Below are 23,028 nucleotides of genomic sequence, written 5' to 3' on the forward strand. Positions count from 1 at the left end.
GGGCTTCTTTTTTGTATCCAGCCGACGAATGATTTAAGCTGACGGTTTAGGGCAACGGAGTGATGGCAATGGGCAATGTGACCAAAGACGAAGCGCTGTACCAGGAGATGTGTCGGGTGGTTGGCAAGGTCGTTCTGGAGATGCGTGACTTAGGGCAGGAGCCCAAGCATATCGTGATTGCCGGGGTATTGCGTACCGCGCTGGCGAACCAGCGCGTTAAGCGCAGTGAGTTGACCACCAAAGCGATGGAAACGGTGGTTAAAGCGCTGGCCGGTTAGGACGACAGCGTCTCGCGAGTTTTTCAGATCCCGCATATCAACAGTCATTATTGTTATTTCCTCTTCATGATGAAGGCGTGTTTAACTGACTCCAGGTTAAGCGAGAAGGGTAATGACGATGAAAAAATGGATAAGCACGTTACGGCGGTTTTTTGCGCCCCGACCAGCGAATGCGGAGAACAGCGCGCAACGTGTTCTTGAGTCAATACTGCCTGTCGCCAGCCTCTATGGCGTGGACGTAGCCAACATCGACCCGGAGTGGTTCTATGTTAAAACGTCACGCTGAACTTCGCCGGACGCGCGAAATGTACTGGAATGAGCTGTGCGTGATGCGTGTAAAGTGAGAATGAAGGGAAAAATGCCCTGGCTAATCCTCGGTAAACGATAGCCGTTTTGTTACCACTATCTCCTTTCTCAGATGGAGATGATAATGAAACGGACAGTGTTAACCCCCGCGCTTTCTGCCACCGTACTACTGCTTGCCATGCAGGCGGCACACGCTGGTCCACAGGCGCATGTTGTATGCAGTTATTCCCATACCCTCGGCGATGATGCCATTATGATGTACGGCATGCCCAACGAGGCCATGCTGCACGATTTTTTTGGTAACGTGCAAACGGATGCTTACTCCAGCCGTGAATCGCTGCGTATCCAGGAAAAGACCACCTGCGATAACAAAGCAGACAGCTCGGCCTACTGGGCTCCGTCGCTAAAATTACCGGACGGAACGGTGGTCAAACCCGCCTATCAAAAAACCTATTATCAGGCATCGAACGTTGACGCCTGGCCGCTGCACCCGTTCCCGGCGGGGCTGTCGCTGCTGGCGGGCGATCATCACGGCACCGCGCCAAATCCACATATCACCTTTTTATGCGCCAACGGCAAGGGCTACACCACCAGAACGGGTGAAGTCTGCGGCTTACGCAAGGCGAAGGATGCCGTGCAGTTTAATATCGGCATTCAGTTCCCGAACTGCTGGGACGGGGTCAACCTGAAGCCCGCCCACGGCCTGGCTAACGCCACCTACGATACGAAAGGACAGTGTCCGTCCGCCTTCCCGGTGAAGATCCCGACGGTGAACATGAATATTGCGTACGTGCTTCCGACAATTAGCTCTCTGGATACCAGCAAAGTCCAGCTTTCCCTCGACCCCACCATGCATGGCAGTGAACGTGAAGAGCGATGGGGGAGCCTGTATACGGCGCATGCTGACTTCATGAACGGCTGGACGGAAGATGCCGCGCGCTTTATGACCGACCTGTGCATGAACCGCGGAATGGATTGCGGCACCACCGTGCCGTATGGTTATTCAAAAGCGAAGGCCAACGTCTGGCTCAGCAGCATGGAACCCGCACTTTCACAGCCCGATCCCCAGGTCTTACTGGTGCAGGATAACTGGAAGAACGGTGGACGCACGAAAAACAGCGAAACATTGTCGCTGGTGAAGTTCAACATCCCTCCGCTGCCTGCCGGACAGGATCCTGCCCAGTTTAAATACCGCGTGAGAATTTATGGCGGGAAAGTGGAAACCAACGGCGCGGATCAAATCTTCTTCTATCCGGCGAGTAACGACTGGGATCCGGCCACCGTGAGCTGGCATTCACGGCCGCCCTGCAACTATCGTTCGGATGCGGTGCTTTACCTGAACCACTCCCGCGAATACCGGATGGTGGACGTGGATAAAGCGGTGCGCAAGGCGCTGGCAGAAGGGAAAACCGATATTTCGTGGTATATCGGCGGCGATCGTCAGGGAAATCACTATCAGTTTGAGACGGGGTCATCTCAACAAAGCCTGATCCTGATGCTGACCGGGTTTAGCAAAACGCCGGAGATCTGATAGCGCGTGAAAACCTCATGCATAAAAAAAGCACCGGGGCTTCCGGTGCTTTCTCGTCAGATCTTGCAGGCATCGCCGCAGTCGTCATCGGCGACAATCGCCTGGGCTTTTTTATCCGCATCGTCGAGACGTTCCGCGTTGCGCTCTTCTGCTTCATCCAGCCCGTTAAAGACTAAGTTATCGAGATCAATTTCCATGTGCCACCTGCGTTATTCAGTTTTTGATACTGGCACAGTATAAGTCAAAAAAAGCGGGCCAGGCACCCCTCAGCACATATGGATAATCCCTGCCATACTCAGTGCTTTATTGCTGAGGAAAGCCGATGATTACACTCTGTAAAACCTGCGGTACCGCTTACGATGAACAGCCCAAAAACTGCCCGATTTGCGACGATGAGCGCCAGTATGTCCCGGTGACGGGCCAGGCATGGACGGACTTCGACAGCCTTACGACCACGCACACCAACAAATGGCAACAGCTGGAGCCGCAGCTGTTCAGCATCAAAACCGTTCCCGCTTTTGCCATCAACCAGCGGGCGCTTCTGCTGAGTACGCCGCAGGGCAATGTTCTGTGGGACTGCATCGCCAACCTCGATCCGGCGACCAGAGCGTTAGTTGACGCGCTCGGGGGCATCAGCGCGATCGCGATTTCGCACCCACATTACTACACCACCATGCAGGAGTGGGCCGCCGCGTTTAACGCGCCGATCTATCTGCACGCCAGCGATCGGCAGTGGGTGATGCGTGACAGTCCGGCGATACGCTTCTGGGAGGAGGACGCCCTGGAGATTATGCCGTCGGTGACGCTGCTGCGTCTGGGCGGGCATTTTGCAGGCGGCACGGTGCTGCACTGGCAGTCAGGCGACGGCGTGCTGCTGGCCGGTGATATTTTGCAGGTTACGCCTGGTAAGGACGCCGTGTCGTTTATGTGGAGTTATCCGAATATGCTGCCGCTGCCTGCCCGCACCGTTGAATCGGTGATCGGTCGACTGACCGGGAAAACGTACCAGCGACTGTACGGGGCCTTTGAAGGGCAAAACATCCCGGCGAACGCAGATGAGATTGTGCAGCGGTCGGGCCAGAAATATATTGCTTGTCTCCGCTAAGGCACGGTGGTTAAATTTTACGAGTGTGATCGCGATCATACCTAAACTAAAACAGATAAAAGAGAAATGGCTATGCAACATATCATTGAAGGTTTTCTCAGCTTTCAAAAAGAGATTTTCCCGCAACGTAAAGAGCTTTTTCGTAGTTTAGCGTCCAGTCAGAATCCCAAAGCGCTGTTTATCTCCTGCTCCGACAGCCGTCTGGTTCCGGAACTGGTCACGCAGCAGGAGCCAGGACAGCTCTTTGTCATTCGAAACGCGGGCAACATTGTGCCACCGTTCGGGCCGGAGCCTGGCGGTGTCTCTGCAACCATCGAATACGCGGTAGTGGCCCTTGGCGTGACCGATATTGTTATTTGCGGCCACTCCAACTGCGGCGCGATGAAGGCGATTGCTGACAACGCCGATCTGGAGCCGATGCCAGCCGTTTCCCACTGGCTGCGCTATTCTGATGCGGCAAAAGCGGTGGTTGAGAAGAAAACCTGGGATCAGCCAATCGATAAAGTGAATGCGATGGTGCAGGAGAACGTCTTTGCTCAGCTGAGCAACATCAAGACCCATCCGTCGGTGGCGGTAGGCCTGCGCAACAACGCCATTCGCCTGCACGGCTGGGTGTATGATATTGAAAGCGGCAAAATCCTTGCCCTGGACAAGAACACTAAATCCTTCGTGTCGTTGTCGGAAAACCCGGAAGTCTTCTTCGAGTAATCCGTCACCGCAGGGCAGGGAAGCCCTGTTAAAACTCCGTGTAAGGTAACTTCCGTCGCACGCCAGATGCAGGATTCCCCGCCGCTTTCGCCATCGCTTTACCAATTTCAGCGCACTCAGACAAACCCTGAACAAACGGATGATCGTGCATCAGCCAGGGGATCGCCCCAAAAGCGATACGTCCGCGCAGAGACGCAGGTGACAGCAACGTGTAGTCTTCCCCCACGTCCGGTATTTCATCCCCCGTTTCCTCAAGCTGTTTGCGCAGCGTCGGGAAGGGAATATCCTTATTACTGAGCGGTTTCTGCCCGCGGGCATCGATAAAGACGTCGAAGCGATAACGCTTTTCTTTCGTGGTGATGACGGTCTGATCGCTGCCGATATCCAGGTCGTAATCATCACCGAGTGCGACTACGCTAATGATCCCTGCCTCGCGCAGTGCCAGTAACCGGCGGATAGACTGCGGTGGAATGGCGGCATAGTTATCAATAAACACACGCTCCAGCCCGGATTTAAACCGTTCTCTGTCACGTTCATTGAGTGAAGGGACAATGGCCTGAACTACTTCATGCAGACGAAGCACGGTATAGCGCCAGGCAACGGTGCGTTTCTCGCACTTATTGCGCTCCACTTCTTTCAGATTCGCTTCGGCCCAGGTGAAAGGACCATGCTTTTTACGATCCTCAAACCAGACATCACGAAGCGTGTCAGCATTCAGCGTGCCGATCGCTATCGCCTGGCACCAGCGCGGATCGGCCAGCTCAAGCTCTTTCACCATCAGCGCAAAGATGCGGTCAAGCAGCCCGTCAGGGCCTTTGGCAATTTCGCTTTCTGCCACAGACTCCGTTAACACCGACAGCGGTTCATAAGGGATAGGGCAGTAAAAGTCGGCCTCCGGAAGAACGCCCGAGCGGGACATCAGCGTGATGTTTAGCCCCTCACTACCTTTATTGACAACGAACTGCTCCCCGCTAAACCGACCATGCTGCATTACTACCGCCATAGCAGCGTCCAGTCCGCTGAGGGAGGTACCCATAATCCCCACCTCACAGGCTCGGATATCCGCGTCCATCAGCCCCGACCATGGGCTTGGGAAATAGTCGCGGGTGGATTCATCTTCATCAGGCCAGACGTGACCGGTGGCGACCACTGCAAGATCAAACCGCCTTGAGAAAGGGGCATCGTTCACTGATAGGACCACACCGTCTGCATCAGCCTTAATATCAGTGACTTCTGCGTTGGGGTGAACCTCGATATGAAACCCAGCCTTTTTCGCCTCGGCAACGACGGCGAGAAAACGGTCGTGGAAATATTCACCCAGCAGAATACGGGGCAAAAACTGCCGGTCGTGCAGTTTGTCTTTGTCGACGCAATAGCGGGCAAGATGGGCTGCATTTTGCTGTTTAAGCCAGTCGAGATAGGTGATAAAAATGGGCGGGATTTCGATACTGGCGATATTCGCCAGCATCAGTCGGGAGTTATCTTCATCGCTGTAAGGCATACCGACGCCGGGCTGATCTGCTTTCTCAAACACGGTGATCGAAAGGGGCGCTGCGTTGGTAAGAAGTGAGTAGAAGGTGTAAATCCCTGTTGGGCCTGAGCCGATAATGGCGATTTTTTTCATCGAAAGCGTTCCTGCGTTTCTGAACCATAGAATAAGCGTAGCAGGAGAAAGGTTAAGTCATTCAATAAAGGGAAAAATTAAGACGTTCAGAAGAGGATTTTTGCACCATTTCAGGACTGAAATGGTGCGTCCGAGTGGACTCGAACCACCGACCCCCACCATGTCAAGGTGGTGCTCTAACCAACTGAGCTACGGACGCAGAATGGTGCGTTCAATTGGACTCGAACCAACGACCCCCACCATGTCAAGGTGGTGCTCTAACCAACTGAGCTATGAACGCATTGTGTTGTCGGTGACAACGGGGACGAATATTAGCGGCACAGCCCCAAGGTGGCAAGAGGGAAAATGCATTTTTCTCTCTGATTTCACGCGATTGCTTCATTACCGCGCAAAGTGAAGAGAAAGTAGCCGCCAGCCGGCGGCTACTGTGTCATTAACGCGCAGCGCGTTGCAAAATTACCGCAGACGACTGACGTTGCAGGAAACGCATGCGCAGCATCATCATAATGGCCGCAGACGTTAAGCCGATGATAAAGCCCATCCAGAATCCGGCTGGCCCCATGCGATCCACCACCAGATCCGTGAGCGCCAGAATATACCCACTCGGCAGGCCCAGAACCCAGTAAGCGATAAAGGTGATAAAGAAGATGGAACGCGTATCTTTATACCCACGCAGCACGCCGCTGCCAATTACCTGGATGGAGTCAGAGATCTGGTAAATGGCCGCCAGCAGCATCAGGTGTGAGGCCAGAGTCACTACTTCCGGGTTGTCGTTATAGAGCAGGCCAATTTGCTCACGCAACAGCACGGTAAAGAGCGCGGTACAGACTGCCATGCAGACGCCGACGCCCAGCCCGGTGCGGGCTGCCGTTTGCGCATCCAGCGTCGAACCTTGCCCCAGACGGAAGCCCACGCGAATCGTCACCGCAGCAGCCAGGGACATCGGCAGGACGAACATCAAAGAGCTGAAGTTCAGGGCGATCTGGTGGCCTGCCACGTCAATAATCCCTAACGGCGAGACTAGCAGGGCGACAACGGCAAACAGCGTCACTTCAAAGAACAGCGCCAGCGCAATGGGCAGACCCAGTTGGGTAAGGCGGCTCATCATCGACCAGTCAGGCGTGCTAAAGGCGGTGTCGTTACGAATGTCGCGCATGGATCGCGCATGTTTAACGTAGGTGAGCATACAGCCGAACATCACCCAGTACACCGCAGCCGTCGCCACGCCACAGCCCACGCCGCCGAGTTCCGGCATGCCAAAATGACCGTAGATGAAGATGTAGTTCACGGGAATGTTCACCAGCAAGCCGATAAAGCCCATCACCATGCCCGGCTTGGTTTTTGCCAGCCCTTCACACTGGTTACGAGCCACCTGGAAGAAGAGATAACCGGGCGCGCCCCAGAGCAAGGCGCGCAGATAACCGACTGCTTTATCTGCCAGCGCCGGGTCGATATTATGCATGGCGCGAATAATATACCCGGCGTTCCACAGGACGATCATAATCAGGACGGAGACACCCCCGGCCAGCCAGAAGCCCTGGCGCACCTGATGGGCTACGCGGTCGCGTCGACCGGAGCCGTTAAGCTGCGCGATAACGGGCGTCAGCGCCAGCAGCAGGCCGTGACCAAACAGAATGGCCGGGAGCCAGATTGAGGTTCCGATCGCCACGGCGGCCATATCGGTGGCGCTGTAACCACCGGCCATTACCGTATCCACAAATCCCATTGCGGTTTGGGCTACCTGCGCGACGATCACCGGTATGGCCAGTGCCAATAACTGACGCGCTTCGATCATATACTTCTGCACGTGAACACCTTTGTATTGTAGTTATTTGAGAGACTAAAAAGGCCGCCGTTACTGGCAGCAAGAAGAAAAAACAGAGGGATGCCAGCTATTGTAGCGGGGTTTAACTAATTATCTAGTGAAAAAATCGCCAGAAATTGCGCATCACTGGCAACCTGTTTTTTCAACTGTTATTGTGGTGGGATTATACGGTGTCATCGCCGTTCGGAATGAACAGGAGCTGTAAGCATGTTTACTGGTATTGTGCAGGGCACTGCCAAAGTGGTGTCCATTGATGAAAAACCGAATTTCCGCACTCACGTAGTTGAGCTGCCTGAATATATGCTCGACGGCATTGAAACCGGGGCGTCGATAGCGCATAACGGCTGCTGCCTGACGGTGACCGAAATTAACGGTAACCAGATAAGCTTTGATTTAATGAAAGAGACGCTGCGCATCACTAACCTGGGTGAGCTGGTGGTGGGGGATACCGTCAACGTTGAACGTGCGGCGAAATTCAGCGATGAGATTGGCGGGCATCTGATGTCGGGCCATATTATGACCACCGCAGAAGTGGCGAAAATCGTGACCTCGGAAAATAACCGTCAAATCTGGTTTAAGGTGCAGGATCCGTCATTAATGAAATACATCCTTTATAAAGGATTTATTGGCATCGATGGGATTAGTCTGACCGTCGGTGAAGTGACGCCGACGCGTTTTTGCGTGCATTTAATTCCTGAAACGCTGCAACGTACTACGCTTGGCGCAAAAAAACTGGGGCAGCGCGTAAATATCGAAATTGATCCGCAGACCCAGGCGGTCGTGGATACCGTTGAGCGCGTGCTGGCGGCGAAAGAGGCGGCGATAATAAAGGCCGTGGAAGAAGAATAAAAAATAACCCCGGTTACCCGGGGTTATTTTTCAGCGGGCCACGCGCAGGCCGTGCTCAATCCCACGACTAAACACCACCTGCCACAGCTGTATATCCCGCGCGCGGAACGCACCCGCGCAGGCATTAAGATAATAGCTGAACATCCGTTTGAATCGTTCCGAATAGTTGTCGGCGATTTCAGGCCATGCAGCCTGGAAACGTTCATGCCAGGCCATCAGCGTGGTGTCGTAATCTGCGCCGAAGTTATGCCAGTCTTCCACAATAAAATGCGGTTCGCTGGCGTTCGCAATCTGGCGAACAGAGGGTAAACAACCATTCGGGAAGATATATTTGTTGATCCAGGGATCCACATTGTTATCGGTGCGTTTAGAGCCGATGGTGTGTAGCAGGAAAATTCCGTCAGGCTTCAGGTTATGGTCGGCGACGTCGAAATAAGTCTTGTAGTTCTTTGGCCCCACGTGCTCGAACATACCCACGGAAACAATCCGATCGAACTGCTCATTCAGGTCGCGGTAATCCTGAAGCCGAATATCGACATCCAGACCCAGACACCGTTCCTGTGCCATCTTCTGCTGTTCAGCTGAAATCGTGACGCCGACTACGCTGACACCGTAATGTTTCGCCATAAACCAGGCAAGGCCGCCCCAACCACAGCCGATGTCCAGCACGCGCATGCCGGGCTGCAACTGCAACTTATCGCAAATCAGCTGTAGCTTATCCTGCTGCGCCTCTTCCAGGGTTGTCGCTTTTTTCCAGTATCCGCAGGAGTACTGCATTAACGGGTCGAGCATACGGCTGAAAAGATCGTTGCCCAGGTCATAATGCTCTTTACCGACGATCCACGCGCGCTTTTTACTTTGCAGATTGAACAGGCGGGCGGAGGCGATACGTAACGTATCTTTGAAATGACGAGGGAGCTGATTTTCAAGACCGGCGCGTAAAACGCTGGAGAAGAACATATCCAGCCGCTCACACTCCCACCAGCCGTCCATATAGCTTTCACCCAGCCCTAACGATCCCTCCTGTAACACGCGTTTGAAAAAATCGGGATGTTTAATCTGGGGGTCGGAGGGGGATGAGCCATTAATCGTAATGCCCGCACGTCCCAACAGTTCACTGACGATCCGGGACCAGTTATCGTCCGGAACGCTGACTTCTTCTATACACGATGAACTCATAGCTTCTCCATCACCTTGCTGTGATCAGAACCTTAAAACAGCGTAGACGCTTTTTTGGTTTGTGAGAAATCTCACGGTAAATGCCCGCGAGGCTAATATCCGACGTAGAACAGAGGAAGGGAGATAACCCTTGCCGAAATGCCTTCCATGGTAAAACGGGAGCGCTCCGGCTCCCGTTAACACTTAATATTTATCGTATTTAATCGAACCAAATTCAGTATAGGCCGCAAAATTTGGTGATTCAACAGAAAATTGTTAGCAACCTAATCACTGGTTTTTAACATAGTTTCCCGCGTAATCAGGCGTGCGACGTTTCTGTCTGCGCGTTTTCACTCTGCTCGCGATGGGCGGAGGACTGCATGCGATAACCCAATCCTGCCAGCACAACGGTGACCAGCATCACGCTGGTGGTGGTGAGCAGCGGGGTTGCAATCAATGCAGAGACCACGAGACTTGCCAGGAAGCACAGGCCAAGTTGCAGGGTATTTTGCAGCGCGGCAGCGCGGCCTGTCGCCTGAGGGAATGGACGCAGCGCCTGGGCTACAACAATAGGGTAAATGGCCCCGTTAGCGATCGCCATGACGCAGAACGGAATCAAAATTTCTGCAAGCCCGGCGCCGGGAATAAAGCCGACAGCCCAGGTCGCAATCACGCTTAGCGCATACAGCACCAGCAGCCAGGGCAGCATCTGCTGGCCTTCCCATTTTTGCAGCGCGGCGCGACAGCCATAGCCACCCACCAGGAAGGCGATGGTCTGTGGTACATAGCTCAGGCCGATAGCCGCCGGGCTGTAGCCCATGTCATGCAAAATGAACGGCGAACCGGTCAGCCAGGCAAAGAAGCTGGCAGAGCAGGCGGCATAAATCAGCACGTTACCGCGATAGGCTTTCGACCGCAGTAAAGAGGTAAAGGTGATGGGCTTCGCGTCCGGATGCGTCTCTTTTTTATGCGCAGGTTTAAGCCCGAACGCGGGCAGCATCAGGACCAGCGTGATCGCAAAGAGCGTGGCGAAAATGGCCTGCCAGTCGAAATGCGCCAGGATCCAGCTGCCCAGCAGCGGAGCGAGCGCCGGAGACAGGCCGACCAGCGGCATGATGGTGGCGAAAATGCGGTTAGTGCGTGAGGCGGGGTAGTAATCGGTCACCAGCGCCTGCCAGGTGACCGCTGCGGCACAGACGCCGACCGCCTGAATAAAGCGCAACACCAATAACCAGGCGGCATCGCGGACCCACAGCATGCCCAGACAGCCTACGGCAAAAATCGCCAGTCCCAGCAACAGAACGGGCTTACGGCCAAAACGATCAGAGAGCGGTCCCCAGAGTAGTTGCGCAAAAGCAAAACCTGCAAGGAATAAACTCAAACTGGCGCTGATGGCGGCGGCAGGAGTTTGCAAATCTTCCTGCATCGCGGCGAAGGCGGGCAGATACATGTCGGTCGCCAAAAAGCCCAGCACGCTTAAGCCGCCGAGCCAGACTAAAAATCCTTTCCTGGGTTGCACTTTTTTTCTCCTGAGGAGGCAGGTGTACGTTGGCGCAGAGTGTAGGGAGTGCAAAGCGGCTTGTGAAACGCTAATATTTGGTGGGTGCATTCAAAAAATTTGCAGGCTAAAGATGTGGTCAGATTATTCCCTTGAAGTGGTTGATGCCGTGGCGCGTAACGGCAGCTTTACTGGTGCCGCCCAGGAGTTGCACCGCGTTCCCTCGGCTATCAGCTATACGGTGCGCCAGCTGGAAGGGTGGCTGGCAGTCCCGCTGTTCGAGCGGCGTCATCGCGACGTGGAGCTCACGCCTGCCGGCGCGTGGTTTTTGAAGGAAGGCCGGTCTGTTATCAAAAAAATGCAGATCACCCGTGAGCAGTGCCAGCAGATCGCCAACGGCTGGCGCGGACATCTCGCTATCGCGGTGGATAACATCGTTAAGCCGGAACGGACCCGGCAGATGATCGTCGATTTCTATCGTCATTTTTCCGACGTCGAACTGCGTGTGTCGCAGGAAGTGTTCAACGGCGTATGGGATGCGCTGGCGGACGGCAGGGCGGAGATGGCAATTGGTGCAACCCAGGCGATCCCGGTTGGCGGGCGCTACGCGTTCCGCGACATGGGCATGCTGAGCTGGACCTGCGTGGTCGCGCGCGATCACCCGCTGGCGGCGCTGGACGGGCCGCTGAGTGATGACACCTTACGCAACTGGCCTTCGCTGGTGCTGGAAGATACCTCCCGCTCGCTGCCCAAGCGCATTACCTGGCTGCTGGATAATCAGCGCCGCGTGGTTGCGCCGGACTGGGAGTCGTCAGCCACCTGTCTGAGCGCGGGGCTGTGCGTTGGCATGGTGCCGGTGCATTTTGCGCGCCCGCGCATCGACGCGGGAGAGTGGGTGGCTCTGACGCTGGAAAATCCTTTCCCGGATGCTGCATGCTGTCTGACGTGGCAGCAAAACGACGTCTCGCCCGCCATGGCCTGGCTACTGGATTATCTGGGAGACAGCGAAACGCTGAACCGGGAGTGGTTGCGGGGACCAGCGTAGCTGGCCCCGTAAAGAGATTAACGTCGGTAGTCGCGGAACGGACCGTCGGCAACGGAACGGCGTTCAATCAGGCGCGGGTGGACTTCAATGGACTGGGACTGTTCTCGCTTGTTGACGATCCTGTCCATCAGCATATTGAAGGCCGTTTCACCCAGCGAATCTTTCGGCTGGTGAATGGTGGTCAGCGCCGGGGTAAAGAAACGGGCGTTGCGCACGTTGTCATAGCCGATCACCGAGATGTCCTGCGGAACGCGCAGGCCGAGTTCATCCGCCGCGCAGAGCGCGCCCATTGCCATGATATCGCCGCCGCAGAACACAGCGGTAGGGCGATGCGGCTGGGAGACGATCTGCTGCATGGCGCGATAGCCCGACTCCGGCTCGAAATCGCCCTGGACAATCCAGTTTTCTGGCACGGTAATCAGCGCCTCTTCCATCGCTTTCATGAAACCGGCCAGACGGCCAGCACCGGTGTTACGCTCCAGCGGGCCCGGGATCACGCCAATTTCACGATGCCCGCGTTCTACCAGATAACGCCCGGCCATGTAGCCGCCTTCAAAGGCGTTATCAATAACAGAGTCGGTGAAGTCTGCGCGCGCCTCGCCCCAGTCCATCACTACCATCGGAATGTGGCGATACTCTTCCAGCATGGAAAGCACCGACTCAGGGTATTCAGAACACATGACCAGCAGGCCGTCGACGCGCTTTTGCGCCATCATCGACAGGTAAGCGCGCTGTTTTTCAATGTTGTTCCACGCGTTGCCCAGAATCAGGGTATAGCCTTTCTGAAAGCAGTTTTTTTCAACGGCTTCGATGATTTCAGCAAAGTAAGCCGCTTCACTGCTGGTGGCCAGCAGGCCAATCGATTTGGTGTGATTAACCTTCAGGCTACGGGCGACCGCACTTGGCGAGTAGTGCAGTTCTTTGATTGCTGCCCAAACGGCATTACGCGTCTCTTCTGCGACGAAACGCGTTTTGTTAATAACATGTGATACGGTTGTAGTGGAAACGTTTGCGCGTTTTGCTACGTCTTTAATTGTTGCCATTAAATGTCACTCCAGACCATATCCTAAGCTCCTGAAAAAAATGAAGGTAAACGTTTGCCTTCTCTCACCCTTATTACGCAAACATGAGTTGCGACACGCCGGGAAAACGACACAGGACGTCAGGAGGGGGTCAGTGGCCGGTACGCTAATAAATTTAGCGTGGAATTTTGTCCTATCTTGATGAAAAGGGGAAGAGGTAAAGTGGATATCCGTTTAAATCCTGGAAGATTTTTGACCTGAACTGTGTAAAAATGAGCAAGCTCACTTTTCGTAGGGTGAATAAAAGGAGAAAAATTGATGAGTACCGATCTGAAGTTTTCGCTGTTTACCACCATTGTTGTTCTTGCCCTGATTGTTGCGGGTGGTTTAACCGCTGCGCTGCACTGATTTAGGTGGAGGGAGAGTCTTCTCCCTCCCTTGCCGCTATTGTTACCTCTCCGGCAAAAATCTTTTGCCAAAATGTTAACTTCTCATTTTTTGTGATTGATGTCATGCTTTTGCCTTCTTAGTCTGTGCCGGGTAACGGCACGGTATCCGGAGTCTTTTCATGAAAATCAATTTTCCCCTGCTGGCCCTGGCGATTGGCGCCTTTGGGATTGGCACCACTGAATTCTCCCCGATGGGGTTATTGCCTGTTATCGCCCGGGGTGTGGACGTCTCTATCCCTGCGGCCGGTATGTTGATTAGCGCCTATGCGATCGGCGTGATGGTGGGCGCACCGCTGATGACGCTGCTGCTTTCGCACCGCGCGCGACGCAATGCGCTGATTTTCCTGATGGCAATTTTTACTCTCGGAAATGTGCTTTCCGCGATTTCGCCGGATTACACCACGCTGATGCTTTCCCGTATTCTGACCAGCCTGAACCACGGCGCTTTCTTCGGGCTGGGCTCGGTTGTTGCCGCAAGCGTAGTGCCAAAACATAAGCAGGCCAGCGCGGTAGCCACTATGTTTATGGGCCTCACCATCGCTAATATCGGCGGCGTTCCCGCTGCCACCTGGCTCGGAGAAGCCATCGGCTGGCGTATGTCTTTCCTCGCAACCGCCGGACTGGGCGTGGTCGCGATGGTCGCGCTGTTCTTCTCGCTGCCCAAAGGGAGTGCGGGAGAACGTCCGGAAGTACGTAAAGAGCTGGCGGTGCTGATGCGTCCTCAGGTGTTGTCCGCGCTGCTCACCACGGTGCTGGGGGCAGGGGCGATGTTTACGCTCTACACCTATATCTCCCCGGTGCTGCACGACATAACCCACGCAACGCCACTCTTTGTTACCGCGATGCTGGTGCTGATTGGTGTCGGGTTCTCGATTGGCAACTATCTCGGCGGGAAATTTGCAGATCGCTCCGTCAGCGGGACGCTGAAAGGTTTTTTAACGCTGCTGATTGTCATCATGGTGGCGATCCCGTGGCTGGCGCGTAACGAAGTGGGCGCCGCGGTTGCCATGGTGGTGTGGGGCGCCGCAACCTTTGCCGTGGTGCCGCCGTTGCAGATGCGCGTGATGCGTGTTGCGCATGAGGCGCCGGGGCTCTCATCATCCGTGAATATCGGTGCGTTTAACCTGGGAAATGCGCTGGGAGCCGCAGCGGGCGGGGCGGTGATTTCCGGTGGTTTAGGTTACAGCTTTGTGCCGGTGATGGGGGCGATCATCGCCGCACTCGGCTTGCTGCTGGTGTTGATGTCCGGGCGTAAACAGCCAGAAGCGGTGTGTACGGCGGAATAAATAAAAACGCAGAAGGGTTGCCCCTTCTGCGTGTCCCTTATGCGGCGAAGTTCTTCGCAACAAATTCCCAGTTAACCAGTGCCCAGAAATGTTCCAGGTAGTTCGGGCGCGCATTACGGTAATCAATGTAATAGGCGTGTTCCCATACGTCCACGGTCATCAGCGGCGTTGCGCTGGTGGTCAGAGGGGTACCCGCATTAGAAGTGGAAACGATAGCCAGTTTGCCATCAGCCTCTTTTACCAGCCAGGTCCAGCCGGAGCCAAAGTTTTTAACGGCTGCGTCAGTAAATTTCGCTTTGAAATCCGCGAAACTGCCGAACGCGGCGTTAATCGCTGCGGCCAGCTCACCGGTAGGTTCTCCGCCTGCATTTGGAGCCAGGCAGTGCCAGTAGAAGGTGTGGTTCCACACCTGGGCGGCGTTGTTGAATACGCCACCGTCTGAACTGCGCACAATCTCTTCCAGCGTTTTGCCTTCAAAATCGGTGCCCTTGATCAGGTTATTCAGGTTGGTGACATAGGTCTGGTGATGCTTGCCGTAATGGTACTCCAGGGTTTCCGCAGAAATGTGCGGAGCCAGGGCGTCTTTTGCATACGGTAGTGCAGGTAATTCGAACGACATTGCTACTCTCCTTATAGTTTTATACGTTGCCAATAACCCTACAGACAACAAGGACAGAATAGCAAATTGAAAGGGTATGCAAAAGAGGAACTTACCCCGCCACGGAGGCGGCAGGGCAGGGTCTAGCGAATGGTTTTTGGCGTCATCACTCGGCGCGCACCCACATAGTGGCGCACCCAGTAATCTTCACTGAGGGAGGTGATCTGAATGTCCTGACCGCTGCGCGGTGACTGGATAAATTTACCGTTACCCACATACACCCCAACGTGATCGGCCGTGCCGCGTCCCTGGGTGCGGAAGAACACCAGGTCGCCATTTTGCAGTTCGCCACGGTTTACAGGCGCGGCGTCGCGCAGATGGTACATCTCATTGGCGGTGCGCGGAATGCGAAACTTCACCAGATCTTTATAGGCATAATAAACCAGCCCACTACAGTCAAAACCGGTGCGCGGAGAGGTGCCACCCCAGCGATATGGTTTACCTATTTGCCCCATCAGTTTATTCATCGCCGTTTTTTGCGCTTTCTGCATACGCGCTTTATGCACGTCAGCCAGCTTCGTCACTTTGGCGCATTTCGTTTTATGGCCTTTGCGCACGGTGCATTTATCATTCACCAGGCTGGCGGTCGTACGGGTGGTTTTGTGCGTGCCGGAACGGAGAGTTTTGGTTTTACTGGAGGGGGTTTTTTTGGTGTGAGCGGTGGTTTTCTTCTTTACTGTTTTGCTGGTGGTTTTTTTCTTACGTTCTGTGGTTTTTGCCAGATGCGTTTTTTGTACAGCAGAATGCCGTGCCTGTTCGGAGGCGTTCGCCGCTGGCGTAAATGAGAGTGTGGTAAACAGTAAAGCACAGAGCGTCATCGAGATTTTAGTTATCCGCGCCACTGGGCAGTCCCCTGATAAGTGCGAGCCAAAATACATACCCGCATGAGATTTACAAAACCAGTCGATTCTAATCCATAAAATCGGAATAAGTTAATAGCATTTTTCATTCAAAAAATGTGTTTCGTTAGCAAGTGCAAAAAAATTCACCATTCTGTCGCACTCTTGTTCGCTCCTTAAGCAAAACCGCACGGCGCGCAGCCTTAAACGTCATTATCAATGCAACTTTACGCGATAGCGGATAAAATAATGAGACGTGACAAAAATGTTATTTTCCGATGTCGGCCTGACCCGCTACAATGTCAGACTGATGCCGTAACAGAAGTTAAAGGAAGCAAGACATGAGCACCACTATTGAAAAAATTCAGCGCCAGATCGCTGAAAACCCGATTCTCCTGTACATGAAAGGTTCTCCGAAGCTGCCAAGCTGCGGCTTCTCCGCGCAAGCGGTTCAGGCGCTGTCCGCCTGTGGTGAGCGTTTTGCTTACGTTGATATCCTGCAAAACCCGGACATCCGCGCTGAGCTGCCAAAATACGCAAACTGGCCGACCTTCCCACAGCTGTGGGTTGACGGTGAACTGGTTGGCGGCTGTGATATTCTGATTGAAATGTATCAGCGCGGCGAACTGCAACAGCTGATCAAAGAGACTGCGGCGAAGTATAAAACCGAAGAGCCGGACGCAGAATAAGTTTTCTGCGGATATAAAAAAGCGACCACATTATGTTGGTCGCTTTTTTTTGTCCTGTGGGGCTGTTGATTACCCAGTCTACGATTGAAGATCGGCCTCGTCGCCCATCGGCAGCGGCCAGCCACCCAGACGTTTCCAGCGGTTGACGATCTCACAGAACAGCTCCGCCGTACGCTCGGTATCGTATAACGCGGAATGCGCCTGAGTGCCGTCAAACGCAATACCCGCCGTGATGCAGGCTTTAGAGAGCACGGTTTGCCCCAGCGCCAGGCCGCTCAGCGCGGCGGTGTCGAAGGTCACAAACGGATGGAATGGATTACGCTTTAGCGAGGCGCGCTCGGCGGCAGCCATGGTGAAGCTGTGATCGAACGTAGCGTTGTGGGCCACCATGATGGCGCGGCTACAGTCATTCTCTTTCATGCCTTTGCGCACCATTTTGAAAATGGCGTGCAGCGCCTCGTATTCGCTTACCGCCCCGCGCAGCGGGTTTGTCGGATCGATACCGTTAAAGGCCAGCGCCTCTGGCTGTAAGTTTGCCCCTTCAAAGGGTTCAACGTGGAAATGCAGCGTGGTGTCCGGTACAAGCCAGCCCTGTTCATCCATCTTCAGCGTGATGGCGGCAATTTCAAGCAGCGCATCGGTTTTAGCGTTAAATCCGGCTGTTTCTACATCAATGACAACGGGATAAAAACCACGAAAACGGTCGCACAGACCGGTAAATTGAGCGTTATCGGACATCAGGGTCTCTTACAAGGGGGAAAAAGCAGTGCGCATTATGGCAAATTTTGAGAGGGGATGCAGCAAAACAACGGGCGCATAGTGCGCCCTGCGGGATCAATTGCCCAGACCGCGACCAGCGTCTTTAGCTTCGATCAGTTCGATTTTATACCCGTCCGGATCTTCAACAAACGCAATCACGGTGGTGCCACCTTTAACCGGACCGGCTTCACGGGTGACGTTACCGCCATTGCTGCGGATACGTTCGCAGGCTTCAGCCGCATTATCCACTTCCAGCGCGATGTGGCCGTAAGCCGTACCCAGCTCGTAGCTGTCCACGCCCCAGTTGTAGGTCAGCTCGATGACCGCTTCTTCAGATTCCGGGCCGTAACCGACAAACGCCAGAGAGTATTTATATTCCGGATTTTCGCTGGTGCGCAGCAGCTTCATGCCCAGAACGTTAGTGTAGAAATCGATGGAACGTTGCAGGTCGCCAACACGCAGCATGGTGTGAAGTAGGCGCATAATTTCCTCATTAACCAGTGGAATGGATTATCTTTTTGAACAGAAACGATGTTTTAGTATAGCGGCGAAAGGTCGCCGCTATCAATGTACAAAGCGGGATTACAGTGAAGGGTAGTCGGTATAACCTTCCGCGCCGCCGCCATAGAAGCTTTCAGGGCGCTGCGGGTTCAGTTCGGCTTTCTTCTGCAAACGGGCAACCAGATCCGGGTTAGCAATGTAATCACGGCCAAAGGCCACGGCGTCGATCAGACCTTTACCGATCAGATCCTCGGCTTTCTCTGCCGTATAAGCGCCCGCCCCGATAATCACGCCGTGGAAGCGCTCGCGAACTTTCTGGCGGAAGGCTTCGCTGTAGGGCTTGCCGCCTGCCCAGTACGGCTCGGACATGTGCAGATACGCGATACCGCGTTTAGCCAGCTCTTCAATCAGATACAGCGCATCCGCTTCTTCGTTCGGACCGTTGTCGACGTTCTGGAAGGTACCAATTGGGGAAACTCGAATACCAATGCGATCTGCGCTCCACTCATTACACACGGCATCTACCACTTCAAGCACCAGACGCGCGCGGTTTTCAACGCTGCCGCCGTACTGGTCGGTACGCTGATTGGAAGACGGTGACAGGAACTGGTGCAGCAGGTAGCCGTGCGCAGAGTGCAGCTCAACCAGGTCGAAGCCCGCTTCACGGGCGTTGGCGACGGCCTGACGGAAATCATTCACGATACCCGGGATCTCGTCCAGCTCAAGCGCGCGTGGCGTGGTGGTGTCGACACGAATAGCATTACCGTTTTCATCGCGCAGGGAAGTGCGGGTATTCGCATTCAGGGCAGAGGCAGAAACGGGCGCCTGACCGCCAGGCTGGATGCTGCTGTGCGAGATACGACCGGTGTGCCACAGCTGAACCGCAATACGGCCATCTTCAGCATGAACGCCTGCGGTGATTTTTTTCCACGCGGCGATCTGTTCCGGGCTGTGAAGACCCGGCGCACCGGCGTAGCCTTTAGCCTGGGCAGAAATCTGCGTGGCTTCGGAAATAATCAGGCCCGAGCTGGCGCGCTGACGGTAATACTCACCCATCAATGGCGTTGGGATATCTCCCGGCTCGATGCTGCGCAGACGGGTAAGTGGGGCCATAAACACGCGGTTTGGGGCAGTAACGGCACCCACTTTCAGTGGGGTAAATAGCTTTTCAGCGGACATAATGGCTCCTGAGTAGACCAGTCGACTAGTAAAAGGGTAAATAAAAACGCCGGCTACACGCCAGGCGCGGTAATACAGTTTTTCACATGCGCCAGCGCGCTTTCGAGCGGCACGGCGCTGCGAGACATTTTTGCCTGCAGGTTGGCGCCTAACCAGAGGGAATAGAGCACCTGTGCCTGCGTGAGCGGATCGCCGGAGAAGGAGAGCGTTGTTTCATCGCGGCCTTTTTCCAGCGCCTGAGCCAGCAGAGCGATTACGCCGCTGGCCCCTTTATCCATGGCGGTGCGCATATCTTCGGAGAGATCGCACACTTCGGCAGACAGTTTTACCGTCAGGCACCCGCTGATGATGCCCTGCTGACAGAACTGCGTCAGCGTTTCCTGATAGTAGTTCAGAACACGATCCCGGTAGTCACCTTCGCCGCTGGCGAAGTGGGCTGCCAGACGCTGATGGTAGCTGGCGTAGTGCCGCTCCAGCATGGCTACGCCAAACGCCTCTTTGGATCGAAAATAGTGATAAAACGATCCCTTAGGCACTTCAGCGGTTTTTAATAACTCACTCAGCCCCATACCGGTAAACCCGCGATGCATGCAAAGGCGCTCGCCGGTAGCCAGCAAATGTTCTCGTGTATCGTGTTCTGTATGTCTGCTCATGCTCTTACTCTAATAGACCGTTCGGTCTAATGCAAGCCCGCTTAGCGACGACATTGCGACAAAATATCCAGCTGCGGCTGATAAACCACTGATTTCACGTCCATCATGCCCAGAACCGTGGCAAACAAATTGTCCTGTGAAACTGCCTCTTTTGCAGCATGGTTACGCAGGCAATCCGTGTTTACGCCGAAGTTTTTCGCATAGTCCGGGGAGAGCCAGAACATAAACGGAATATGCGTTTGCTGCTCCGGGGCCAGCATATACGGCGTACCGTGCAGGTAAATTCCGCTTTCGCCCAGCGATTCGCCGTGATCGGAGAGGTAAATGAGCGCTGTGTTCATACTGGCCTTCCGGGCTTTTAGCGCGTCGATGGTTCGGCTGAGCACGCTATCGGTATACAGAATCGAGTTGTCATAGGTATTGATCAGCGACTGATGATCGCAATCCTGAATTTCATTGGTATCGCAGGTTGGGGTGAATTTCCGGAAGCGGTCCGGGTAACGGTTGTAATAAGCCGGACCGTGGCTGCCCATCAGGTGTATAACCAGTACGGTATCCTGCTTTATTCCGTCCAGCACGTTGTCCAGGCGGTACAGGTTGACGTCGTCGATACAGGATTTGTCCTTACAGAACTGTTCCAGTTTCCACTGGGTCATATCCGTGTGCGGCACGCGGTCGCAGGCACCTTTACACCCGCCGTCATTGTCGCGCCACAGCAGGTTGAACCCGGCGTGGTTAAGCACATCGAGCAGTCCTTCCTGATGATGGGCGAGGTCCGCGTCATATTTTTTTCGCGTCATGCCGGAGAACATGCAGGGGACGGAAACGGCGGTTTCCGTGCCACAGGAGGAGGCCTGTGGGAAGTTGATGACATCCCGCTTTTTCAGCTCGGGGTTGGTTTCACGGGGGTAACCATTTAACGAATAGTTTGCAGCGCGGGAGGCTTCACCCACCACCAGAACCAGCACGGTTTTCTTACGTTGGCCGGAAATCAGCGCCCCTTTATGGGCATCCTCGCCAATGCGGACCAGCGTCTGGTCGCCGGCAAACCAGCGCATTTTGCTGTACTTCACAACGGCGCTCACGTAGTTCGCCGGAGTGACCATTTTGACGATGCTTTTGTTATTGCGGAACAGCGAAGCATAGTCTTTATAGAACACTGCCGCGACGAGAATGATCACCAGCAGCGCACCGAGTATAGCGGCGAAACGTGTTAGCAGGGCATACCACCATTTTCCGGTTCGAATGCGCGTCAGGGCTAAGATGACGGAAGGGACCAGACCCGCGACGGCCAGCCACAGGATCAGCTGCGGCGTTACCAGGGCTGTCGCTTCCTGGGAGTTAGTCTCAAACACGTTCACAATCATGTTCTGATCGATAACCGCGCCATAGGTATACATAAACCAGGTCGCGGCGGCGCATCCTATGGTCAGGGCAATCATGAGCGGCTTGCGAATAAAGGGAATATTCAGCAGGCTAAAAACAATGACCCAGCCGCAGAACAGAACCAGCGGCACACTGGCGGCAAAAAGCACGTCGTGCAGACGGGCAGGTGCGATAATTGACCAGCTGCGCTGGATAAACAGCGCATTGAACACGGTGAAGAAAAGCGCACAGGCGAGGGTAAATTTCGTATCGTTACAGTGTAACTTTTTAGTGAGCCACATGATGACCAGACCATTCATTATATCAATGCGGCGAGTATAAGAAGGGAAGATTAGCGAAACCTTAATGCCCTGTTTGTGACGGACACTCCTTGCATGCAGGCCATTTAGGGTCTTCACTGTAGGGAATAATGACGTTCTGGAGGTAGGTGTGGCAGAGCAACTGGAATTTTTCCCTGTCCAGAGCCCGTGCCGGGGTATTTGCCAGGTTGATGAACGAGGATACTGCCGTGGCTGCATGCGCACACGCGATGAACGTTTTAACTGGCAAAATTTCAGCGACGCGCAAAAGCAGGAGGTCTTACGGCTCTGCCGACAACGTCTGCTGCGCAAAATTCGTGCAAACAAAGCGGTTGAAACCGAAGAACCTCAGCAACCTTCACTGTTTTAGCAGGGTAATTGCGTATACTGGTGACATGACTTCCTTGAGGAAAATGTTATGGTTCAGCGTATTACCCTTGCCCCGCAGGGCCCGGAATTCTCCCGATTCGTTATGGGCTACTGGCGCCTTATGGACTGGAATATGTCTCCGGTCCAGCTGGCGGACTTTATAGAAGAGCATCTCGATCTCGGGATCACCACCGTCGATCACGCTGATATTTATGGCGGCTATCAGTGCGAGGCCGCTTTTGGCGAAGCGCTGAAGCGTGCGCCAGCGCTGCGTGAACGTATGGAGATTGTGACCAAATGCGGTATTGCCACCACAGCAAAACCGGAGCATGCACTTGGGCATTACATCACTGACAGCGCGCATATCGTTAAAAGCGCCGAGCAGTCACTGGTCAACCTGGCCACCGATCGTATCGACCTGCTGCTTATCCACCGTCCCGATCCATTGATGGAAGCGGATGAGGTTGCGGAAGCGTTCCTGACGCTACACCAGAGCGGCAAAGTGCGTCATTTTGGCGTGTCTAACTTCACCCCAGCACAGTTTGCGCTATTGCAGTCTCGCCTGCCGTTTACGCTGGCGACGAATCAGGTGGAGATCTCGCCTGTTCACCAGCCGCTGCTGCTGGACGGAACGCTCGATCAGCTGCAACAGTTACGCATTCGTCCGATGGCCTGGTCTTGCCTGGGAGGCGGCCGCCTGTTTAACGATGAGGCCTTCCAGCCGCTGCGTAACGAGCTTGAAACCGTGGCCCGCGAACTGAATGCGGAGAGTATTGAGCAGGTGGTTTACGCCTGGATCCTGCGCCTGCCGTCTAAACCGCTGCCGATTATCGGCTCCGGCAAAATTGAGCGCGTCCGCGCTGCGCTTGTTGCTGAAGAGCTGGATATGACGCGTCAGCAGTGGTTCCGCATCCGCAAGGCGGCGCTGGGCTACGACGTACCCTGAGTGCGTGGAGTCTGACTTTCCGGTGAAATCTGCGCCTCTGGTATAGACTTAAGGTGCAAAAAATAA

Annotated in this window: 25 protein-coding genes and 2 tRNA genes; 12 read left to right on the forward strand and 15 right to left on the reverse strand. The window is 54.5% G+C overall.

Annotation, left to right across the window (positions count from 1 at the left end; all coding sequences use genetic code 11):
• Nucleotides 1-68 precede the first annotated feature (68 nt).
• From fumD to ACQG0S_RS09450, 3 genes are all read left to right on the forward strand, one after another.
• A complete protein-coding gene (gene fumD, locus ACQG0S_RS09440; protein ID WP_003857676.1) occupies nt 69-278 on the forward strand; it encodes a fumarate hydratase FumD in 210 nt (69 codons plus the stop codon).
• A gap of 118 nt (nt 279-396) precedes the next feature.
• Nucleotides 397-564: a hypothetical protein gene (locus ACQG0S_RS09445; RefSeq protein ID WP_022647883.1), complete on the forward strand. Its 168-nt coding sequence runs from the start codon at nt 397-399 to the stop codon at nt 562-564.
• A 144-nt stretch (nt 565-708) separates the two neighbouring features.
• The gene (locus ACQG0S_RS09450; RefSeq protein WP_048965525.1) at nt 709-2,115 is read left to right on the forward strand and encodes a DUF1996 domain-containing protein; all 1,407 of its coding nucleotides are present in this window, start codon (nt 709-711) and stop codon (nt 2,113-2,115) included.
• A gap of 56 nt (nt 2,116-2,171) precedes the next feature.
• Here the strand turns inward: ACQG0S_RS09450 and ACQG0S_RS09455 are convergent, their stop codons facing one another.
• Entirely contained in the window at nt 2,172-2,312 is a 141-nt protein-coding gene (locus tag ACQG0S_RS09455; protein ID WP_003857665.1) for a hypothetical protein, read from the reverse strand.
• A 125-nt stretch (nt 2,313-2,437) separates the two neighbouring features.
• Here ACQG0S_RS09455 and ACQG0S_RS09460 point away from each other — a divergent pair, with 125 nt between their 5' ends.
• Nucleotides 2,438-3,220, forward strand: coding sequence for an MBL fold metallo-hydrolase (locus tag ACQG0S_RS09460; protein ID WP_169441056.1), 783 nt, complete (start codon nt 2,438-2,440; stop codon nt 3,218-3,220).
• Nucleotides 3,221-3,292: 72 nt separating this feature from the next.
• Nucleotides 3,293-3,928 (forward strand): carbonic anhydrase, encoded by a 636-nt coding sequence (locus ACQG0S_RS09465; RefSeq protein ID WP_022647889.1) that lies wholly within the window; start codon nt 3,293-3,295, stop codon nt 3,926-3,928.
• 28 nt (nt 3,929-3,956) lie between these two features.
• On the opposite strand, the gene ACQG0S_RS09470 is transcribed toward ACQG0S_RS09465, so the two are convergent.
• The 4 genes from ACQG0S_RS09470 to mdtK form a co-directional block, all read right to left on the reverse strand.
• A complete protein-coding gene (locus ACQG0S_RS09470) occupies nt 3,957-5,552 on the reverse strand; it encodes an FAD-NAD(P)-binding protein (protein WP_169441058.1) in 1,596 nt (531 codons plus the stop codon).
• Nucleotides 5,553-5,674: 122 nt separating this feature from the next.
• Nucleotides 5,675-5,751: transfer RNA gene (locus tag ACQG0S_RS09475), tRNA-Val, on the reverse strand.
• A 4-nt stretch (nt 5,752-5,755) separates the two neighbouring features.
• Nucleotides 5,756-5,832: transfer RNA gene (locus ACQG0S_RS09480), tRNA-Val, on the reverse strand.
• A gap of 153 nt (nt 5,833-5,985) precedes the next feature.
• Nucleotides 5,986-7,359: an MdtK family multidrug efflux MATE transporter gene (mdtK, locus tag ACQG0S_RS09485; RefSeq protein WP_048965706.1), complete on the reverse strand. Its 1,374-nt coding sequence runs from the start codon at nt 7,357-7,359 to the stop codon at nt 5,986-5,988.
• A gap of 225 nt (nt 7,360-7,584) precedes the next feature.
• On the opposite strand from mdtK, the gene ACQG0S_RS09490 reads away from it, so the two are divergent.
• On the forward strand, nt 7,585-8,226 hold the full coding sequence (locus ACQG0S_RS09490) for a riboflavin synthase (protein ID WP_022647892.1): 642 nt from the start codon (nt 7,585-7,587) through the stop codon (nt 8,224-8,226).
• Between the two features lie 30 nt (nt 8,227-8,256).
• Here the strand turns inward: ACQG0S_RS09490 and cfa are convergent, their stop codons facing one another.
• Both cfa and punC read right to left on the reverse strand, forming a co-directional pair.
• A complete protein-coding gene (gene cfa, locus ACQG0S_RS09495; protein WP_022647893.1) occupies nt 8,257-9,405 on the reverse strand; it encodes a cyclopropane fatty acyl phospholipid synthase in 1,149 nt (382 codons plus the stop codon).
• Between the two features lie 298 nt (nt 9,406-9,703).
• Complete coding sequence (gene punC / locus ACQG0S_RS09500; RefSeq protein ID WP_023299943.1) at nt 9,704-10,903, reverse strand: purine nucleoside transporter PunC; 1,200 nt, start codon at nt 10,901-10,903, stop codon at nt 9,704-9,706.
• A 112-nt stretch (nt 10,904-11,015) separates the two neighbouring features.
• On the opposite strand from punC, the gene punR reads away from it, so the two are divergent.
• On the forward strand, nt 11,016-11,927 hold the full coding sequence (gene punR, locus ACQG0S_RS09505) for a DNA-binding transcriptional activator PunR (RefSeq protein ID WP_048965705.1): 912 nt from the start codon (nt 11,016-11,018) through the stop codon (nt 11,925-11,927).
• A gap of 17 nt (nt 11,928-11,944) precedes the next feature.
• Here the strand turns inward: punR and purR are convergent, their stop codons facing one another.
• The gene (gene purR, locus ACQG0S_RS09510; RefSeq protein WP_006809011.1) at nt 11,945-12,970 is read right to left on the reverse strand and encodes an HTH-type transcriptional repressor PurR; all 1,026 of its coding nucleotides are present in this window, start codon (nt 12,968-12,970) and stop codon (nt 11,945-11,947) included.
• A gap of 297 nt (nt 12,971-13,267) precedes the next feature.
• Between purR and ACQG0S_RS09515 the strand changes: the two genes are divergently transcribed.
• Together ACQG0S_RS09515 and ACQG0S_RS09520 are read left to right on the forward strand one after the other, a co-directional pair.
• Entirely contained in the window at nt 13,268-13,357 is a 90-nt protein-coding gene (locus ACQG0S_RS09515) for a YnhF family membrane protein (protein WP_003857632.1), read from the forward strand.
• A gap of 160 nt (nt 13,358-13,517) precedes the next feature.
• On the forward strand, nt 13,518-14,684 hold the full coding sequence (locus ACQG0S_RS09520; RefSeq protein WP_045622824.1) for an MFS transporter: 1,167 nt from the start codon (nt 13,518-13,520) through the stop codon (nt 14,682-14,684).
• A 37-nt stretch (nt 14,685-14,721) separates the two neighbouring features.
• Here the strand turns inward: ACQG0S_RS09520 and sodB are convergent, their stop codons facing one another.
• Both sodB and ACQG0S_RS09530 read right to left on the reverse strand, forming a co-directional pair.
• Nucleotides 14,722-15,303, reverse strand: a complete 582-nt coding sequence (gene sodB / locus ACQG0S_RS09525; RefSeq protein ID WP_017693553.1) for a superoxide dismutase [Fe] — start codon at nt 15,301-15,303, stop codon at nt 14,722-14,724.
• Between the two features lie 122 nt (nt 15,304-15,425).
• Complete coding sequence (locus ACQG0S_RS09530) at nt 15,426-16,184, reverse strand: C40 family peptidase (protein ID WP_048966162.1); 759 nt, start codon at nt 16,182-16,184, stop codon at nt 15,426-15,428.
• 338 nt (nt 16,185-16,522) lie between these two features.
• Between ACQG0S_RS09530 and grxD the strand changes: the two genes are divergently transcribed.
• On the forward strand, nt 16,523-16,870 hold the full coding sequence (gene grxD, locus ACQG0S_RS09535) for a monothiol glutaredoxin 4 (RefSeq protein WP_003832760.1): 348 nt from the start codon (nt 16,523-16,525) through the stop codon (nt 16,868-16,870).
• A gap of 78 nt (nt 16,871-16,948) precedes the next feature.
• On the opposite strand, the gene rnt is transcribed toward grxD, so the two are convergent.
• The 5 genes from rnt to eptA all read right to left on the reverse strand — a co-directional run bounded on the left by rnt (nt 16,949) and on the right by eptA (nt 21,629).
• Nucleotides 16,949-17,608 carry a ribonuclease T gene (gene rnt, locus ACQG0S_RS09540; protein ID WP_003857625.1) on the reverse strand — a complete coding sequence of 220 codons (660 nt, stop codon included), beginning with the start codon at nt 17,606-17,608 and terminating at the stop codon, nt 16,949-16,951.
• A gap of 96 nt (nt 17,609-17,704) precedes the next feature.
• Nucleotides 17,705-18,112 (reverse strand): lactoylglutathione lyase, encoded by a 408-nt coding sequence (gene gloA, locus ACQG0S_RS09545; protein WP_022647898.1) that lies wholly within the window; start codon nt 18,110-18,112, stop codon nt 17,705-17,707.
• A 99-nt stretch (nt 18,113-18,211) separates the two neighbouring features.
• Nucleotides 18,212-19,309 carry an alkene reductase gene (locus ACQG0S_RS09550; protein WP_426750267.1) on the reverse strand — a complete coding sequence of 366 codons (1,098 nt, stop codon included), beginning with the start codon at nt 19,307-19,309 and terminating at the stop codon, nt 18,212-18,214.
• A 53-nt stretch (nt 19,310-19,362) separates the two neighbouring features.
• A complete protein-coding gene (locus ACQG0S_RS09555; RefSeq protein ID WP_022647900.1) occupies nt 19,363-19,962 on the reverse strand; it encodes a TetR/AcrR family transcriptional regulator in 600 nt (199 codons plus the stop codon).
• Nucleotides 19,963-20,003: 41 nt separating this feature from the next.
• Nucleotides 20,004-21,629: a phosphoethanolamine transferase EptA gene (eptA, locus tag ACQG0S_RS09560; RefSeq protein ID WP_048965667.1), complete on the reverse strand. Its 1,626-nt coding sequence runs from the start codon at nt 21,627-21,629 to the stop codon at nt 20,004-20,006.
• A 148-nt stretch (nt 21,630-21,777) separates the two neighbouring features.
• On the opposite strand from eptA, the gene ACQG0S_RS09565 reads away from it, so the two are divergent.
• Nucleotides 21,778-22,017 carry a DUF1289 domain-containing protein gene (locus ACQG0S_RS09565; RefSeq protein ID WP_023299951.1) on the forward strand — a complete coding sequence of 80 codons (240 nt, stop codon included), beginning with the start codon at nt 21,778-21,780 and terminating at the stop codon, nt 22,015-22,017.
• Nucleotides 22,018-22,065: 48 nt separating this feature from the next.
• Nucleotides 22,066-22,962 (forward strand): aldo/keto reductase, encoded by an 897-nt coding sequence (locus tag ACQG0S_RS09570; RefSeq protein ID WP_048965665.1) that lies wholly within the window; start codon nt 22,066-22,068, stop codon nt 22,960-22,962.
• The last annotated feature ends 66 nt before the right edge of the window (nt 22,963-23,028 follow it).

Origin of the sequence: Enterobacter cloacae complex sp. 418I7 (genome assembly GCF_050030705.1) — a bacterium.
Classification (GTDB): Bacteria; Pseudomonadota; Gammaproteobacteria; order Enterobacterales; family Enterobacteriaceae; genus Enterobacter; species Enterobacter intestinihominis.